We start from the raw sequence: 15,747 nt of genomic DNA on the forward strand, positions 1-15,747 counted from the left end.
AGGCGCGGGGCCAGCCCTAGCGTGACGGGCACACCGCGTTGCTTCGACGCGCGAACCAGCCACCCCGGATCGAGGAAGATTTCCATGCCGTACATCACCGTGGGCCAGGAGAACACCAACCCCGTCGAGCTGTACTTCGAGGACCAGGGGGCCGGGCAGCCGGTCGTCCTCATCCACGGCTTCCCGCTCGACGGCCACTCCTGGGAGCGGCAGACCGCCGCGCTGCTCGACGCCGGGCACCGTGTGATCACGTACGACCGCCGCGGGTTCGGGCGCTCCTCGCAGCCGACCACCGGCTACGACTACGACACCTTCGCGGCCGACCTGAACACCGTGATGGAGACCCTCGACCTGAACGACGCCGTCCTTGTCGGCTTCTCCATGGGCACCGGCGAGGTCGCCCGCTACGTGTCCACGTACGGCTCCGCCCGCGTCGCCAAGGTCGCCTTCCTGGCCTCGCTGGAGCCCTGTCTGCTCAAGACCGACGACAACCCGGGCGGCGTGGCCCCCAAGGAGTTCTTCGACGGAGTCGTCGCCGCGGTCAAGGCCGACCGATACGCCTACTACACCGCCTTCTTCAACGACTTCTACAACCTCGACGAGAACCTGGGCACCCGCATCAGCGAGGAAGCCGTCCGCAACAGCTGGAACACCGCGGCCCGCGGCGGTTCCTTCGCCGCGTCCGCCGCGCCGGCGACCTGGTACACCGACTTCCGCGCCGACATCCCCGCCGTCGACGTGCCGGCCCTGATCCTCCACGGCACCGCCGACCGCATCCTCCCGGCCGAGGGCACCGCGCGCCCCTTCCACAAGGCGCTCCCGTCGGCCGACTACGTCGAGATCGAGGGCGCCCCGCACGGTCTGCTGTGGACCCACGCCGAGGAGGTCAACACCGCTCTCCTCGCCTTCCTGGCGAAGTGACGCCGCACCGTTGACCCGCCGGGTGACGCCGGAGTTCCCGGTGTCACCCCGGCTCCCGGTCCCCTCGCGCGGGAACGGGTCCACTTGAGAGAGCAGACACCCCATGCAGTTCGGCATCTTCACCGTCGGGGACGTGACCCCAAACCCCACTGATGGTCGCACGCCGACCGAACGCGAGCGCATCAAGGCGATGGTCGCCATCGCGCTCAAGGCCGAGGAGGTCGGCCTTGACGTCTTCGCGACCGGCGAGCACCACAACCCGCCGTTCGTACCGTCGTCGCCGACCACCATGCTCGGCTACATCGCCGCCCGCACCGAGAAGTTGATCCTGTCCACCGCCACGACGCTGATCACCACCAACGACCCGGTGAAGATCGCGGAGGACTACGCGACGCTCCAGCACCTGGCCGACGGCCGGGTCGATCTCATGCTGGGCCGCGGCAACACCGGCCCGGTGTACCCGTGGTTCGGACAGGACATCCGTCAGGGCATCAGCCTCGCCAAGGAGAACTACGCGCTGCTGCGCCGGCTGTGGCGCGAGGACGTCGTGGACTGGGAGGGCACGTTCCGTACGCCGCTCCAGGCCTTCACCTCGACACCTCGGCCCCTGGACGACGTCCCGCCTTTCGTCTGGCACGGCTCCATCAGGTCCCCCGAGATCGCGGAGCAGGCCGCCTTCTACGGCGACGGCTTCTTCCACAACAACATCTTCTGGCCCGCCGACCACACCAGGCGCATGGTGCAGCTCTACCGGCGCCGGTTCGCGCACCACGGCCACGGCACCCCCGAGCAGGCGATCGTCGGCCTGGGCGGCCAGGTCTTCATGCGGAAGAACTCTCAGGACGCCGTACGGGAGTTCCGTCCCTACTTCGACAACGCGCCGGTGTACGGCCATGGGCCGTCGCTGGAGGACTTCACCGAGCAGACCCCGCTGACGGTCGGCTCTCCCCAGCAGGTCATCGACCGGACCCTGTCGTTCCGGGAGATCGTCGGCGACTACCAGCGCCAACTGTTCCTGATGGACCACGCGGGCCTGCCCCTGAAGACCGTCCTCGAACAACTCGACATCCTCGGCGAGGATGTCGTGCCCGTGCTGCGGAGTGAATTCGCCAAGGGACGTCCGGCCGACGTGCCGGAGGCCCCCACGCACGCGTCGCTCCGAGCCGTGGGGGAGGTGCCCGTCGCATGAAGCTGATCGTGGTCTCCGCCGGGCTGAGCACCCCCTCCTCCACCCGCCTGCTTGCGGACCGGCTGACCGAATCGACCCGCGACGAACTCGCCGCCCGGGGGCACGAGGCTTCGACGGAGGTCGTTGAGCTGCGCGAACTGGCCGGCGACATCGCCAACCACCTCGTGACCGGCTTTCCGCCCCCGCGACTGAGCGCCGCGATCGACGTGGTGACGGCGGCCGACGGCCTGATCGTCGTGACCCCCGTGTTCGCGGCCTCCTACAGCGGACTCTTCAAGTCCTTCTTCGACGTGATCGACCCGGACGCCCTCACCGGGAAGCCGGTCCTGACCGCGGCGACGGGCGGAACCGCCCGACACTCCCTGGTCCTGGAGCACGCCGTCCGCCCGCTCTTCGCCTATCTCCGCGCCGTCGTCGTCCCCACCGCCGTGTTCGCGGCCTCCGAGGACTGGGGCTCGGGCGGAGACGAGTACACCGACGGCCTGCCCGGCCGGGTCCGCCGCGCGGGCGTCGAGCTAGCCACGCTCATGGCGGCGCGCCCGGTCAGGGAAGAGCCCGGGGACGACGTCACCGTCCTCGAACGGCAACTCGCCGACCTGCGCTTCGACTGAGACGGGCCCCCGGGCCGGGCGACACCGGGGTGGTTCACATGGTTCATACTGTTCCGCCGTATGAGCGTGAACCGAGTGACGACAAGGACCGTGCCGGAGGAGCTCGACGGCGTACGGACACCCCTCCGAGGTAGGGACGCCGAACTGGCGTTCATCGAGGAGCGGCTCGACGCGCTCGGCCGGGGTGAAGGCGGGATCGTCCGCGTAGAGGGCCCCGCCGGAATCGGCAGGTCCAGGATCCTCGCCGAGGCCGCGGCGGCCGCGAGGCGGCGCGGGACGCGGGTGTTCGAGGGGGCGGCCGACCCCGACGAACAGTTCGTCCCGCTCGGGCCGCTCCTGGAAGGTGTACTCTCCGGCGAGGACGCGCTGTCGGGCGCCCAACGTCTCCGGGACCTCGCCACGACACCCGGCCAGCGGTTCTGGCTGCTTCAGGAGCTGGGGGACCGCCTGCGGGAGGCGGCTCGGAACGGCCCCCTGCTCGTCGTCCTCGACGACCTCCAGTGGTGCGACGACCTGACCCTTCTCACCTTCCACACCCTCGCGGCGGGACTCTCGTCGTACCCGATCCTGTGGCTGGTCGCCGTGCGCGGCGGCAGCGTGCCGTCGGGGGTGCGCACCACCCTGGACCGGATCCGTCAGGCGGGCGCACGCGAGCTGGTCATCGATGCGTTGGAGGACCGTGCGATCGCCCGGATCACCGAGGACGTTCTCGGCGCCCCTCCCGACCCGGACGTCCTCCGCCTCGCCCACCGCGCCGAGGGGGTGCCCCAGCTGCTGGTCGAGCTGCTCGGCTCGCTGCGCGAGGAGGCGGTGACGATCGAGAACGGCATGGCCAGGCTGTCGGCCGGACCTACCGCCCCACGCCAACTTCCCTCTGTCGCACGCCGCCTCGACCAGCTGTCCGACGAGGCACGGGAGCTGGTGCAGACGGCGGCCGCCGTGGGCGGCACGGTCACCGTCGCGCTGCTTGCCGAACTGCTCGGCGAGTCCTTGGCGGCGCTCATCACCGCCGTACGGGAATCCCTCGACGCGGATCTGCTCGCCGAGAGCGGCGATCGCCTTGCCTTCCGCCACGACCTGATCCGCGAGGCGGTGGAAGCCGGCCTGCCCCTGCCCCTGCGTCAGGCCCTGCGCCAACAGGCCGCCGGGCTGCCGCCGGGGAGAGCACCGGCTGATGCTGCGGAGGCCGAGAGGCCGGCGCCGAGGGACGCCGCGGAGGCCGACCGGCTGCGCACCGAAGCGGCGGAACTCGCGGCCACCGCACCCGGACCTGCCGCGGAGCGCAGCCTCAAGGCCCTGGAACTCATCGCGGCGGACGCTCCGGAGCGGCCGCGGTTCATCGCCGAGACGATCCCGCTGCTCTGGCAGACGGGCCGGGCCGAACAGGCGCGTGAGCTGGGAGCCTCCGCCCTGGCGGCCGGCGGTCTCGGACCCGAGGACGAGGCGCTCGTACGCCTCGCCCTGGCACGCCTCGCCGTACCGTTCGACTTCTCCGAGGCGGTCCGGCAGGCCCGCGCCGGCGCGGCACTGCCCGGGATCTCCGCGACCGCGAGGGGGCGACTGCTCGCCGCGCTCGCCGTCGGCCTGTCGATGTCGGGCGAGCACGCGGCGGCCGAACAGGTCGCCACGGAGGCGTGGGAGACCTCGGCCGCAGCGGGGGATCGCAGCGCCGAGGCAACTCTGACGACGGTCCGCTCGGCTGTGAGTTTCCACCACATGGACCTGACCGAGGCGTTCCGGCAGGCCGAGCGGTCCGCCGCGCTGGCCGACGCCCTGGGCGTCAGCACCTCGCTGTGGGTGCCGGAGGCCTTGTGGCACGCCCTCCTGTCGCACACCACCGGACGCACCGCGGAGGCGTTCGCCGTCGCGGAGGAGGGCATCCGGATCACCAGGGAGCAGGGCCGTACGGCCGCCACCCGCATGTGGCTCATGACGCGCTCCCGCATCCTGCTGGAAGCCGGACGGCTGGCGGAAGCCCGGGCCGACTGCGAAGCCGCGTCCGCGACCGACGATCCCGGCCCGGGCAACCTCGCCGACGTCACACTCCGGTACGTGATGCTGCGCGTCGCCCTCCACACCGACGACCGGAAGACCGCACAGGCGTACGCGGCGGAGGCGAGGCGCATGCGGAGCGACGGCGCACCCGTCGTCCGGCACTTCGGCTCCTGGATGCTGGCACTCATGGCCGACTCCGAAGGTCGGCCCGACCGTGCCATGGCCGAACTCGACGCGGTGATGACGTCGCCCGCCGAGGACCGGCCCGCGTACGCCGGCCTGATCGACCCCGCCGACGCCCCCGTGCTCGTCCGTCTGGCGCTGCGGGCGGGCGCGCTCGAACGGGCCGCGCAGGCGGTCGCCCAGGCCGAGCGGCGAGCCACACTCAATCCCGGCCTCACCTTCCTCGCCGCCACTGCCGCGCACGCCCGGGGGCTCCTCGACAACGACCTCGCCCCCCTCGTACGCGCCGTCCGGCTCTACGAGGACTGCCCCCGGGTGCTGGTCCGGGCGTCGGCACTGGAAGACGCCGGACGCAAGCTGGCAGCCACCCGAAGGTCCGAAGCGGTGCCGTACTTCGAGACGGCGCTCGCGCTCTACGCGCGCGCGGGCGCCGAACGGGACGTCGCACGGGTGCGCCGCCGCCTGCGGGCCGCCGCTGTCCGCAAGCGGCCCTCGCCGGTCGGACTCGACAGCGAATGGCCGGAGCTGACGGCCGCGGAGACACGCGTGGTACGGCTCGTGGCCCGAGGGTTGACCAACCAGCAGGCGGCCGAGCAGCTCTCCCTCTCCCAGCACACGGTGAGTTCGCACCTGCGCCGGGCCTTCACCAAGCTGGACGTCACCTCGCGCACGGAGCTGGCCCGGCTGGTCAAGCATCGCGACAGCGGAGAGTAGTCGCTTCGTATCCCACGTGGGCGTCATGGCAATGGACGATTCATGCGATGTGCCGACGTCGTCGTTTCCTCAGACTGATCAAGAACCGCGGAATGGAGAAGCCCGCGGGACAGTTGATCGAGAGAGGAACAGCGCATGACCGTAAGGCTCCAGCGAGCCCGCCCCGGCAGCCCCGAGCTCCAGGCACTCGTCGACGAGCTCGCGGAGCGGCTCGGCCGGTCCGTAGCCGTCGACGACCCGCTGGTCCGCATGGTCTGCACGAGCCGCCACTTCGGGGACGAGGACCCGGTGCGCATCGGCACCCTGCTGCAGGGCCGCGCCGACAACGCCACCATCCGCTACGTCCTCGCCCAGGGCGTGACCCAGTGGTCCAGAGCCGGATTCATCGACGGCCGTGACGATCTCGGACTGCTGCCCCGTTACGTCGTGCCGCTGCGCGAGCGCGGGCATCTCCTCGGGCTGCTCATGGTGGTCGTGCCCGAGAAGGCGCTCGGAGAGCAGGAGACGCGTGCCATCGCCCGGGCGGCGGACGCCATGGCCGCCCAGATGTACGGAGAGCACATCGCCGCCGACACCCGGAAGGCCGACGAGCGGGACCTGGTCCTCGCACTCGTCGGCACCGACGTCGCCACCCGTACCACCGCACGCCGGCGAGGCCGGGAACTCGGATTGCTCGGAGCGGCGGAGCACGTCCTGGTCACCGTCGTCCAACTGAGCGGCGCGACGGAGTTCGTGCGGCAGTCCGAGGCTGCCCTGTGCGCGGCGTTGGAAGGGTTCCGGCAGACGCGCTCCGCCCAGGGCCTCATCGCGATCGGCAAGGAGCGGGCGACGCTGCTCCAGCTCCGCGACCGCCCACCCGGCCCGGAGGAGGTCGCTGCCCAGTCCGCTCGCATCCTCGACGAACTCCACACCTTCCTGGGCCCGTCGGCGGACCCGGTGATCGGCGTCGGTGGTCGGCACCCCGGCCTGGACGACGCGTGGACGTCGTACGAGCAGGCGCTCGTGGCGGCCCGCGCGGCACGCCGACTGCCCTCCCTGAACAGCATCGGCGACTGGGAATTCCTCGGGGAGCTCGCCGTGCTGCTCCAGCTCCCCGAGCACGCTCTGAACGCGTCGCTAATCCCGAAGCCGCTCCGTACCCTGGCCGAGGCTCACGGCGGCGACCGCCTGCGGGACACCCTGCGCTGCTTCCTCGAACACGCGGGGTCGATCCCCAAGACCGCGGAGACGCTGGGCATCCACCGCACCTCGCTGTACTACCGCCTGCGCCAGATCCAGGAGATCACCGGACTCGACCTCGACGACGGCGCCCACCGGCTCACTCTGCACCTCGGCCTCAGGGTCGGCGAACTCCTCGACGCGGGCGCCGGCAGGGCCGGCTGACCCCGACTCGCTTCGACAAAGCGAGGAGGATCCACGGCCCGATTCCTACAGCTCGCGGTGGTGCCGGCGACGGGCCCCATTCGATGATGTACGGGACGGGCGGGGACGACGTACCGCCTCTGACCAGGGGAGAGGTCATGGAGCAACTGATCACGACGGACGGCGCACGGCTCGCGTACCAGGACACCGGCGGCGACGGCGTCCCGCTGGTGATGCTGCACGGCTGGGGGCAGACGCAGGCGATGTTCCGCCACCAGATCGAGGGGCTCGCACCAGCCCGTCGGGTCGTCACCGTCGACCTGCGCGGCCACGGTCAGTCGGACAAGCCGCACCACGGCTACCGCATCGCCCGGCTCTCCCGCGACGTGCTGGAACTCGTCGACCACCTCGGCCTTGACCGGTTCGACGCCCTGGGCTGGTCCATGGGCGTCTCCGTGTGGTGGAGCTTCATCGACCAGTACGGGACCGGACGGATCCGGCGCTTCGTCGCCGTCGACCAGCCCGCGGCGGTCGCCGCCGTGCCCTGGACGACCGAGCGGGAACAGCGGGACTCCGGCGCCATCTTCGACGTGTCGGGGCTGTTGTACCTGGGTGCGGCCCTCGCGGGGCCGGAGGGCGACACGGTCCGCGCCGACTTCGTGTGCGGCATGTTCTCCGGCGAGCCCGACCCCGAGGTGCTGGCCTTCGTCGGCGAGGAGATCCGGTCGACACCCGCCTATGCGGGCGTACCGCTGCTGTTCGACCACTGCGCGCAGGACTGGCGCGACGTGCTTCCCCGGATCGATGTGCCGACCCTGGTGATCGGCTGTGAGGGAAGCCATGTGCATCCCGATTCGCAGCGCTTCGTCGCCGAGCGGATTCCCGGCGCACGCCTGCACGTCTTCGCCTCCGACGTGGCGAGCTCGCACTTCCCCTTCCTGGAGAACCCGCCGGCCTTCAACGCCGTGGTGGAGAAGTTCCTGGCCGAGGAGCCGGCGAACGGGGCGTGAATCCGCCCTCCGCCCGCACACACCTACGGCTAGGAGAATCCCCATGACCCTCACACTTATGTCACGTGCGCACGAACGGGTGCCCCGGCAAGCGCCCGATCTGACCTCGCCCTCCTCCCGCTCGGGGGGGCTGGTCCAGATGCTCTCCGAGATGCCGGAGACGAACGACCGGACCCACGTCTACCTCGGCGTCCATGTCCGTGGGCCGGTCACCGTCGTCCACGAGCGCGCCGAGACCTTGTTGGAGCCGAGCGACCTGGTCTTCTGCGACCCGGCCCGACGGCACCTGCTGCGCTTCGGCGAGGACTGCCAGATGATCTTCTTCCGGGTGCCCCGTTGCTATCTGGGTCTCACGGAGTCGGAACTGAACAGGGTGCTCGGCGTACCCGTACGCGGCCGGGAGGGGATCGGGGCGCTGGCGTCCGAGTTCCTGACCGCGCTCGCCGACAAGGCGGAGTTCCGTCGGTCCACGATCGGGGACCGACGTGCTCGGACGGCCGTACAGCTCCTCTCCGTCCTGGTCATGGAGCTCCTCGAAGCGGAGACGGCGGACGCGGCCGACGACGCGCTCGGAGCCAGCAACGAGATGCTGTCCCGTATCCACGCCCACATCGAAGAACACCTGATGGACCCGGACCTCTCGCCGGAGTCGATCGCACGCGCCCACCACATCTCCGTCCGGTACCTGCAGAAGCTGTTCCAGAACGACGGCAGCACGGTGACCCAGTGGGTGCGGCAGCGCAGGCTCGAGTCCTGCCGGTTCGAGCTGGGCCGTTCCGACCGGAGAATCACCATGGCTGCGGTGGCACACCGCTGGGGCTTCAGCAGCCCCTCGCACTTCAGCCGCACGTTCCGTGGGGCCTACGGCATGAGCCCCAGCGAATGGCAGGCGCTGGCGACATCGGCCTTCGCGGCGACGACTGCCGGTGCCCCGGACGAGCGAAGGCGCTGAGACGTGGGTGCGCGCGTGTGACAGAACGGATGCGCGCACGTGCAAGAGGCGCCACATCCACGGTCCTACCGTGAGTAACGGTCGCACGGACCTCTTGCCGAATTCCGGGCCGCGACCTGACCGTCGTGACGACGCCCCACACGTGGCCGGACACCGAGAAGAGAACTCGCATGACCAACCCCACCGTCGTCCTCGTGCACGGTGCCTTCGCCGACGCGACAGGCTGGATAGGCGTCATCTCGGAACTGCGGAGCAGCGGTATCCCAGTGATCGCTCCGTCGAACCCGCTGCGGGGCCTGACGTCGGATGCCGCCTATCTCGCCTCCGTCCTGGTACAGGTCGACGGCCCGGTGATACTCGTCGGCCATTCCTACGGCGGTGCGCTGATCACCGTGGCCGGCGCCGCGGAGAACGTCGTGGCGCTCGTCTACGTGGCCGCCTACGTGCCCCACGAGGGGGAGAGCCTCGGCCAGCTTCAAGGGAGCTTCCCCGCGTCCCCGCTGACGGGCAGCCTGAAGGAGTGGGCGTACCCACTCCCCGACGGCGACTCCGGGGTCGAGGTCACCATTGAGGAGACGGCCTTTCCCTCCGTGTTCGCGGCGGACGTGCCAGAGGACGTCGCCGGCGTCCTGGCAGCGGCTCAACGCCCGCTCGCCGTGGCCGCCTTCACCGAGACCGCGTCCGCGGCGGCGTGGCGGACCAAACCGTCCTGGGCCCTGGTGGCCGGGGCGGACCGCACGATCAGCCCCGAGGTCCAGCGCTTCGGCGCCGCACGGGCCGGAGCCCTCGTCGTCGAACTTCCGGACGCCTCCCACGCCGTGGTCCTCTCCGAGCCCACCCGGGTCGCCGACCTGATCAGAGACGCGGTACGGGCGACGAGCTGACCGACCGGCCTCCGGGACGACAGGAGCGGGACCGGGCCAGTCGGGGTGCCACCCGCGCGCGGGGCCGAGCCCGGACTGAAACGGAGGACCTATCCACCTGGCCGTGGAGCGTCTGGAGTGAGGGTGTGGATCAGACCTTCTCGATGGCCACACGGCTGTGAGAGGCGGTAAGCATTCCGATGTCTTCCCATCGGACGTCGTGATCGCCGGCCGCTGTTTCGGCCGCTGCCCCTCCGCACATGTCATGTGCGACGGCATACCGTCCTCGTCACGCAAATTCGTATCGCGCGAACAGTATCGACACGGCCTGGGCTCTGAAGACCAGTGGTCGCTCGGCCGCCAGTCCAACAGTCATCCCCGTCACTGATCTCGACCTCCGCAGTGCGTTGGACGATCTCCATGTCCATGCGGACAGTGGCGGCGTTCTCGGCGAGGTGCCGGCGGTAGCCGCGTCGACCCAGACCTTGCGGAGGCTGGGGTGCGCGCCGTAGGCCCTGGTCGACCAGACGAGTGCCGGCAACGCGGGCAAGCTGCGTCAGCGACAAAAGCCGGTTGACCACCAGATGAGGAGAGCCAGCTCAGGCGGAGAGCCACGACGCGTCACTCTGCTTCTGGCCTGACCTCTGTCGACCAGGCAGCGAACGCGATCAGGATGCTGTTTCGCATGTCATGGCCCGGATACTCGCAAAATGCGTCAACGGTACATAAGCACACGGGCGTGGTAAGGCCCGCACCGAGTCGAGAGACGGCGACTGTAGCGAGCGGGTGCAGCGATTCCCCCCGCACGGTCTTTCACCGAAGCTGGAGGCTGTCCGCGCCCGGAGAGAGGGTGAGGGCCATGAGTGCTCAGTCCGCCGATGGCCGTGTACAGGCGGCCGGACAGACCGCGAAGGAGCAGGCATCGGCCACAGCGGGCCAGGCCAGGGAGGCCGCCGGCGACGTGGCGGGCACCGCGCTGGATCAGGCCAGGACGGTGGCCGGCGAGGCGCGACGCCAGGCCGGAAGCGCCGTGGGTGACCTTCGGGGCCGTGTGACCGAGGAGGTGGAGGGTCAGACGCGGCGGGCGGCCGGGACGGTGCGCCAGTGGGCGGACGATCTCGCGGAGTTGGCGCGCAACGCGCCCGACGACTCCTCGGTCCGCAGCATGGTGTCCCAGGTGGCGGATGGTGGTCACCGGGCGGCGGACTACCTGGACCGGCACGGTGTGGAAGGCATGACCGAGGACCTGAAGGGATTCGCGCGGCGCCGGCCGGGTGCGTTCCTGGCGGGGGCGGCGCTGGCGGGGCTCGCGGTCGGCAGGATGGCCAAGGCCGGCAGCAAGGCGCAGTCCGGACAGGGGTCGCAGCAGGATCGGACTCCGGTCCAGGGCGATGGCTCGCCGCGGGCACCCGAGGGGGCCGTCCGGCCGGAGTACCGCAGTTACCCGGAGGTGCCCGAGAGGACCGTACAGCCGGAGGCGCAGCCCTACCCGCAAGGGGCCGTACAGCCGGGACCGCGGGCCTATCCGGAGGTGTGACATGTCATCGATGGCACCGGAGCCGCGGGGCCAGGACTCTTCGGTCGGAGAGCTGTTGTCGGAGGTGACCTCGGACGTCCAGGCGCTCTTCCGGCAGGAGGTGGAGCTGGCCAAGGCCGAGATCCGGGAGGAGACCGCCAAGGTGGGCAAGGCCGCCGGCGTGTACGGCGGTGCCGGGTTCGGCGGGTACATGGTCGCGCTGTTCGCCTCGCTGGCGGCGATGTTCGGCCTGGCCAATGTGGTGGACACCGGATGGGCAGCCCTGATCGTCGCCGCGGTGTGGGCGGTGATTGCGGCAGTGCTGTTCGTGATGGGCCGCTCCCGGATGCGGGAGGTGTCCCCGAAGCCGGAGCAGACCGTGGAGACACTGAAGGAGGACGCGCAATGGGCACGTCACCCGACCAAGTGAGAAGCGAGATCGAGGCGACCCGCGAGCGCCTGTCGGAGAACGTCGACCGGCTGGCCGACCGCACCAGTCCGAAACGGATGGTGCGCCGCCGCACCCATCGAGTCCGTAGCGCGGTCTCCGGCGCGCGCGAGCGCGTCATGGGCACCGCTTCCGCGACCACGCACAACGCCAAGGGCCGCACTCAGCAGGCCGCAGCGTCCGTTCAGGACAGCGTCGGCCAGGCCGCGGACACGATGCGTCAGACGGCCGGCCAGGTCGGCGAAGCGGTCAGCGGCGCGCCGGAGCAGGCGGTCCGGCAGACGCAGGGCAACCCGCTGGCGGCCGGGCTGATCGCCTTCGGCGCCGGGCTGCTGGCTGCCTCGCTCCTGCCCACCTCGCAGGCCGAGGAGCAGGCAGCCTCCCAGCTCTCCGAGAAGGCCGGTGAGGCGATGGAGCCCGTCAAGCAGGCGGCGATGGAGTCCGCGCAGCACGTGAAGGAGGACGCCACCGAGAGGGCCAGGCAGGCCGCCCAGGAGGTCAAGGACACCGCCGCGGAAGCCGCCCGCACCACCAAGGAAGAGGCAAGCGGCCAGGCCGGGCAGGTCACGGAGCAGGCCCGGCAGTCCGGCCGGCAGGTAACCGACGAGGCCCGTCAGCAACCCCCCGGCTCTGCCTGAATCATCAGCTGCCGCTGCACCGCTGGGTTCCTCCGGGTGCAGCGGCAGCGATCGGAAGGGGTGGCCATGGCCCGCCACCGCACAGGTCGCGACGAGACCTCCCGCCTGGACGGGCACACGACCCCGCCGGCAAAGAAGCCGACCGACCTGCCCAAGGACTGACCGGGCTGCCGCCCTGACCTACTACGGCGTCCTGGCGATCTTCCCCACCCTGCTCGCCCTGGTCTCGATCCTCGGTCTGCTGGGCAGCTCGGCGATCAAACCGATGATCGACAACCTTGGCAGTCTGGCCCACGGCGCCGCCCGGACCATCCTCAACAACGTCCTGAAGCAGCTCCAGGGAAACCAGGGCGGGGCAAGCATCGCGCTGATCATCGGAATCGCGCTGGCACTGTGGTCGGCTTCCGGATACATCGCCGCGGCTGCCGTGCCGACGGCAGGGATGAGGGTACCCGGCTGCCGGCGCGCGTCGGCGCGCCACCCGGCCGGACGCGGCCGGTCAGCCGGGAAGGACGGATCGACAGCATGACCACGCATACCCCGCTCCGTCGCCCGCCCCCCGCGGGCGGCAGCGATTTCGCCCGCCTGTCCAGGAAAATCGCCGAGGCCGGCCTGATGAACAGGCGCCCCGGCTACTACACCGGCCGGTCCATCGCCGTGGCCGTCGCCTACGCCGGTGCCTGGGCCGCCTTCGTCCTCATCGGCGCCGGCTGGTGGACCCTGGCGGTTGCCGCGTTCCTCGCCGTGATCTTCGGGCAGGTCGCTCTGCTCGCCCATGACGTCGCGCACCGCCAAGTGTTCCGCCGACGCGGGCCCAGCGAGACCTCCGGCCGTATCGCCGGGGCCGCGATCGGGATGGGCTACGGATGGTGGCAGGACAAACACACCCGCCACCACGCCAACCCCAACCACGAGGGCCTCGATCCCGACATCGCCCCCGACCTGCTGGTGTGGTCCCAAGACCAGGCTCGCGCCGCAACCGGACTGCCCAGGCTCATCGGCCGCTGGCAGGCGTTCCTCTTCTTCCCGCTGCTCGCGCTGGAGGGGATCAACCTTCACGTCTCAAGCGCGCGGGCACTGGGCAACCGCGCCCTGAAGAACCGCACCCTGGACGGCATGCTGCTCTACGGGCACATCGCGGCCTACCTGACCGCGCTGTTCCTCGTCCTGCCCGCAGGTATGGCGATCGCGTTCCTGGCCGTCCACCAGTGCCTGTTCGGCCTCTACCTCGGCTGCCTGTTCGCACCCAACCACAAAGGCATGCCGATCCTGACCGGCAACGACCGCCCCGACTTCCTGCGCCGCCAGGTCCTGACCGCACGCAACGTACGCGGCAACTGGTTCACCGACCTCGCGCTGGGCGGACTGAACCACCAGATCGAACACCACCTGTTCCCCAGCATGCCCAGCCCCCACCTGCGCAGGGCCCGGCCCATCGTCCGCCGCTACTGCCAGGACCTGGGAGTGGACTACCTGGAAACCGGCCTGATCAGCTCCTACCGGCAGGCACTCGCCGGCCTCCACCGAGCAGGAGCGCCACTGCGGCGAGCCCGTATCAGCGCAGCCGGCGCGTAACGCTCGCCTGCCCACCGCAGGGCGGCTCCCGCCAAGAAGGGCCGCGGCCCATGGCCCGGCAAGCAACCGCACACTCAGTCGGCGGGCCAGATCCGGGTAAGAGGTCGCTTGCTCGGCTGCCACATCCGGCGCGCCGTCGGATGGCTTCGGGGGCGCAACGCGTGTCCTGCGGCGCAGGACAGTTCGTTGTGAGCGCAGACAATGGGGGCGAACGGACACACCCACGTGGCCTCCCCTGCGAAGCGTGCAGTGTGGTGCGGTGGTGGCGCATGGGCGCCCACACCGCACCAGCGACAGCGCGTCAGCCAGGCCAGGTGCCGGTGAAACGACGTGTCACGGTGGCGCCGGCGCGGTCGCCGGCGGCCTTGGCCCCGGGGAAGACCGCCCCCTGGAGGATGGCCGCGAGCAGGGCCTCCTGCCAGGTGCGGTCCTCGTCGGTGGCGTCGGGGGCGTCCTCGTCGTGACCCAGCATTTTCCACGCCTGTTTGAATGCGGCGCCGGCGATCACGCCGCTGAGGACACCGAGGGCGAGACCGACCGGCTCGTAGGCGATCTTCGCAGCCTTCGCCAGGTCACCCCTTTCCCCGGCGGCGGCGCAGCAACAGCAGTGCCGCGAGGAGTGCGCCTGCGGCCGTGAACAGGGCGGTCCGGTTCTCGCGGACGAGCGGCGCGATCTGCCCTGCCCTCTCCCGCAGCGGTTCGGGCGTCTTGTCCTGCAGGACCTGGCCGGCCTGGCCGGCCTTGGCCTTCACCTGCTCGGCTGCCTGGGCTGCCTTCTCCTTGACCGGGTCGGGCAGCTTGTCCTGTACCAGGTGAGCGGCGTCGGCCGCCTTGGCCTTGATCTGCCCGCTCAGCTCGGCGGCCTTCTGCCCCGCCTGTTCCTTGACGGCGACCGCTGTCTCCTGAGCGCGGGCCTTGACGTCCGTCTTGGCGGCCAGCTCCTGGACGGTCTGGCCCAGCTCCTGACGGGTGTGTTCGACCTGCTCGCGCAGGTCTTCGGGGCTTGAAGCGGCCTGTTCGTCGTGCGAGGGCTGGGTCATCGGTGTGCGCTCTCCTTGATCTGTGCCACGTCGGCCTTGACGTTGTCCATGGCATGCTCGGGAACGGGTGGGCTTGCCTCGGCGATCTGCTTCTTGCCCACCAGGGCCATCACCGCAGTGATCGAGCCGAGTACGACGGTGATGATCAGGGCCGCAGCCCACAGCGGCAGCGCCACGGCGATGGCGGCGATCACGGTGGCCACCAGGGCCTGCAAGGTCAGCATGCCGAAAACGCCCGCGCCGCCGAACAGCCCGCCGCCTTTGCCGTACCGCTTGCCCTTTTCCTTCATCTCGGCCTGTGCCAGCCGCATCTCCCCGCGCACCAGCTCGGTCAGCTGCTGCGAAGCACGCTGTACCAGCTCACCGACGGGTTCATGGCCCGCTGCGGGCTCGGGGGACGGGTGTCCAGCGCCGTACGGGTCGGTATGCGCCATGCTCGTCGACTCCTGTGTGCCCGTTCAGTGGTCCCGAGTGGTGTCGTCCTGGATGGGGGCGTCGGCGTTGCGCTTGACCGAGTCGATGCCGCCCAGGCAGGCCCGGTGGGTTTCGTAGTGCTCGCTGGTGGCGATCACCTGCCCGTTCGTGGCAATCAGAACGAAGTGATACCCCTTACCCGGGGTGTGCCGGACCTCATAGCGCGCAGCCATCGTCTCCTCCTCCTTACCTCTGGGCCGGAACACGTCAACTTCTCGGGTGTCCTGTGATCAGGCGGCCAATCCCGCCACGCACG

General features: G+C 70.6%; 16 protein-coding genes and 1 pseudogene. 13 read left to right on the forward strand and 4 right to left on the reverse strand.

Annotated elements, in window-relative coordinates:
* Positions 1 to 84: 84 nt before the first annotated feature.
* The 13 genes and pseudogenes from ACIG0D_RS28560 to ACIG0D_RS28620 all read left to right on the forward strand — a co-directional run bounded on the left by ACIG0D_RS28560 (position 85) and on the right by ACIG0D_RS28620 (position 13,977).
* The gene (locus ACIG0D_RS28560; RefSeq protein WP_399806342.1) at positions 85 to 921 is read left to right on the forward strand and encodes an alpha/beta fold hydrolase; all 837 of its coding nucleotides are present in this window, start codon (positions 85 to 87) and stop codon (positions 919 to 921) included.
* Positions 922 to 1,024: 103 nt separating this feature from the next.
* On the forward strand, positions 1,025 to 2,110 hold the full coding sequence (locus ACIG0D_RS28565) for an LLM class flavin-dependent oxidoreductase (protein ID WP_399806344.1): 1,086 nt from the start codon (positions 1,025 to 1,027) through the stop codon (positions 2,108 to 2,110).
* Positions 2,107 to 2,721, forward strand: a complete 615-nt coding sequence (locus ACIG0D_RS28570) for an FMN reductase (protein ID WP_399806346.1) — start codon at positions 2,107 to 2,109, stop codon at positions 2,719 to 2,721. Before ACIG0D_RS28565 ends, ACIG0D_RS28570 begins: the two co-directional genes overlap by 4 nt.
* Positions 2,722 to 2,781: 60 nt before the next feature.
* The gene (locus ACIG0D_RS28575; RefSeq protein ID WP_399806348.1) at positions 2,782 to 5,613 is read left to right on the forward strand and encodes an ATP-binding protein; all 2,832 of its coding nucleotides are present in this window, start codon (positions 2,782 to 2,784) and stop codon (positions 5,611 to 5,613) included.
* Between the two features lie 135 nt (positions 5,614 to 5,748).
* A complete protein-coding gene (locus ACIG0D_RS28580; RefSeq protein ID WP_399806350.1) occupies positions 5,749 to 6,996 on the forward strand; it encodes a PucR family transcriptional regulator in 1,248 nt (415 codons plus the stop codon).
* A gap of 137 nt (positions 6,997 to 7,133) precedes the next feature.
* Positions 7,134 to 7,985, forward strand: coding sequence for an alpha/beta fold hydrolase (locus tag ACIG0D_RS28585; protein ID WP_399806352.1), 852 nt, complete (start codon positions 7,134 to 7,136; stop codon positions 7,983 to 7,985).
* Positions 7,986 to 8,028: 43 nt separating this feature from the next.
* Positions 8,029 to 8,937 (forward strand): helix-turn-helix domain-containing protein, encoded by a 909-nt coding sequence (locus tag ACIG0D_RS28590; RefSeq protein WP_399806354.1) that lies wholly within the window; start codon positions 8,029 to 8,031, stop codon positions 8,935 to 8,937.
* A 170-nt stretch (positions 8,938 to 9,107) separates the two neighbouring features.
* Positions 9,108 to 9,821 (forward strand): alpha/beta fold hydrolase, encoded by a 714-nt coding sequence (locus ACIG0D_RS28595; RefSeq protein ID WP_399806356.1) that lies wholly within the window; start codon positions 9,108 to 9,110, stop codon positions 9,819 to 9,821.
* An 838-nt stretch (positions 9,822 to 10,659) separates the two neighbouring features.
* Positions 10,660 to 11,337 carry a hypothetical protein gene (locus ACIG0D_RS28600; protein WP_399806357.1) on the forward strand — a complete coding sequence of 226 codons (678 nt, stop codon included), beginning with the start codon at positions 10,660 to 10,662 and terminating at the stop codon, positions 11,335 to 11,337.
* 1 nt (position 11,338) lies between these two features.
* Positions 11,339 to 11,746 (forward strand): phage holin family protein, encoded by a 408-nt coding sequence (locus ACIG0D_RS28605; protein WP_399806359.1) that lies wholly within the window; start codon positions 11,339 to 11,341, stop codon positions 11,744 to 11,746.
* A complete protein-coding gene (locus ACIG0D_RS28610; protein WP_399806361.1) occupies positions 11,722 to 12,402 on the forward strand; it encodes a DUF3618 domain-containing protein in 681 nt (226 codons plus the stop codon). The genes ACIG0D_RS28605 and ACIG0D_RS28610 overlap by 25 nt, the downstream gene beginning before the upstream one ends.
* Positions 12,403 to 12,574: 172 nt before the next feature.
* Positions 12,575 to 12,931 (forward strand): annotated as a pseudogene (locus tag ACIG0D_RS28615) (YhjD/YihY/BrkB family envelope integrity protein); the annotation flags it as partial.
* Positions 12,928 to 13,977 (forward strand): fatty acid desaturase family protein, encoded by a 1,050-nt coding sequence (locus ACIG0D_RS28620; RefSeq protein WP_399806363.1) that lies wholly within the window; start codon positions 12,928 to 12,930, stop codon positions 13,975 to 13,977. The pseudogene ACIG0D_RS28615 and the gene ACIG0D_RS28620, both read left to right, overlap by 4 nt.
* Positions 13,978 to 14,278: 301 nt before the next feature.
* Here ACIG0D_RS28620 and ACIG0D_RS28625 read toward each other — a convergent pair whose 3' ends face one another.
* From ACIG0D_RS28625 to ACIG0D_RS28640, 4 genes are read right to left on the reverse strand one after another with little or no spacing between them, the layout of a single operon-like run.
* A complete protein-coding gene (locus ACIG0D_RS28625; RefSeq protein ID WP_399806406.1) occupies positions 14,279 to 14,548 on the reverse strand; it encodes a DUF4235 domain-containing protein in 270 nt (89 codons plus the stop codon).
* Position 14,549: 1 nt separating this feature from the next.
* Positions 14,550 to 15,017, reverse strand: coding sequence for a DUF3618 domain-containing protein (locus tag ACIG0D_RS28630; RefSeq protein ID WP_399806365.1), 468 nt, complete (start codon positions 15,015 to 15,017; stop codon positions 14,550 to 14,552).
* Positions 15,014 to 15,451 carry a phage holin family protein gene (locus ACIG0D_RS28635; protein ID WP_399806367.1) on the reverse strand — a complete coding sequence of 146 codons (438 nt, stop codon included), beginning with the start codon at positions 15,449 to 15,451 and terminating at the stop codon, positions 15,014 to 15,016. Before ACIG0D_RS28635 ends, ACIG0D_RS28630 begins: the two co-directional genes overlap by 4 nt.
* Before the next feature lie 24 nt (positions 15,452 to 15,475).
* Positions 15,476 to 15,664, reverse strand: a complete 189-nt coding sequence (locus ACIG0D_RS28640) for a YegP family protein (RefSeq protein WP_399806369.1) — start codon at positions 15,662 to 15,664, stop codon at positions 15,476 to 15,478.
* Positions 15,665 to 15,747 lie beyond the last annotated feature (83 nt).

The organism is Streptomyces sp. NPDC052773, from assembly GCF_044547145.1.
In the GTDB taxonomy this organism is placed as follows: Bacteria; Actinomycetota; Actinomycetes; order Streptomycetales; family Streptomycetaceae; genus Streptomyces.

What these genes read in the sequence shown, in the direction of transcription:
- ACIG0D_RS28560 (WP_399806342.1), top strand. Translation starts at nt 85, where the DNA reads ATGCCGTACATCACCGTGGGCCAGGAGAACACCAACCCCGTCGAGCTG.
- ACIG0D_RS28565 (WP_399806344.1), top strand. Translation starts at nt 1,025, where the DNA reads ATGCAGTTCGGCATCTTCACCGTCGGGGACGTGACCCCAAACCCCACT.
- ACIG0D_RS28570 (WP_399806346.1), top strand. Translation starts at nt 2,107, where the DNA reads ATGAAGCTGATCGTGGTCTCCGCCGGGCTGAGCACCCCCTCCTCCACC.
- ACIG0D_RS28575 (WP_399806348.1), top strand. Translation starts at nt 2,782, where the DNA reads ATGAGCGTGAACCGAGTGACGACAAGGACCGTGCCGGAGGAGCTCGAC.
- ACIG0D_RS28580 (WP_399806350.1), top strand. Translation starts at nt 5,749, where the DNA reads ATGACCGTAAGGCTCCAGCGAGCCCGCCCCGGCAGCCCCGAGCTCCAG.
- ACIG0D_RS28585 (WP_399806352.1), top strand. Translation starts at nt 7,134, where the DNA reads ATGGAGCAACTGATCACGACGGACGGCGCACGGCTCGCGTACCAGGAC.
- ACIG0D_RS28590 (WP_399806354.1), top strand. Translation starts at nt 8,029, where the DNA reads ATGACCCTCACACTTATGTCACGTGCGCACGAACGGGTGCCCCGGCAA.
- ACIG0D_RS28595 (WP_399806356.1), top strand. Translation starts at nt 9,108, where the DNA reads ATGACCAACCCCACCGTCGTCCTCGTGCACGGTGCCTTCGCCGACGCG.
- ACIG0D_RS28600 (WP_399806357.1), top strand. Translation starts at nt 10,660, where the DNA reads ATGAGTGCTCAGTCCGCCGATGGCCGTGTACAGGCGGCCGGACAGACC.
- ACIG0D_RS28605 (WP_399806359.1), top strand. Translation starts at nt 11,339, where the DNA reads ATGTCATCGATGGCACCGGAGCCGCGGGGCCAGGACTCTTCGGTCGGA.
- ACIG0D_RS28610 (WP_399806361.1), top strand. Translation starts at nt 11,722, where the DNA reads ATGGGCACGTCACCCGACCAAGTGAGAAGCGAGATCGAGGCGACCCGC.
- ACIG0D_RS28620 (WP_399806363.1), top strand. Translation starts at nt 12,928, where the DNA reads ATGACCACGCATACCCCGCTCCGTCGCCCGCCCCCCGCGGGCGGCAGC.
- ACIG0D_RS28630 (WP_399806365.1), bottom strand. Translation starts at nt 15,017, where the DNA reads ATGACCCAGCCCTCGCACGACGAACAGGCCGCTTCAAGCCCCGAAGAC.
- ACIG0D_RS28635 (WP_399806367.1), bottom strand. Translation starts at nt 15,451, where the DNA reads ATGGCGCATACCGACCCGTACGGCGCTGGACACCCGTCCCCCGAGCCC.
- ACIG0D_RS28640 (WP_399806369.1), bottom strand. Translation starts at nt 15,664, where the DNA reads ATGGCTGCGCGCTATGAGGTCCGGCACACCCCGGGTAAGGGGTATCAC.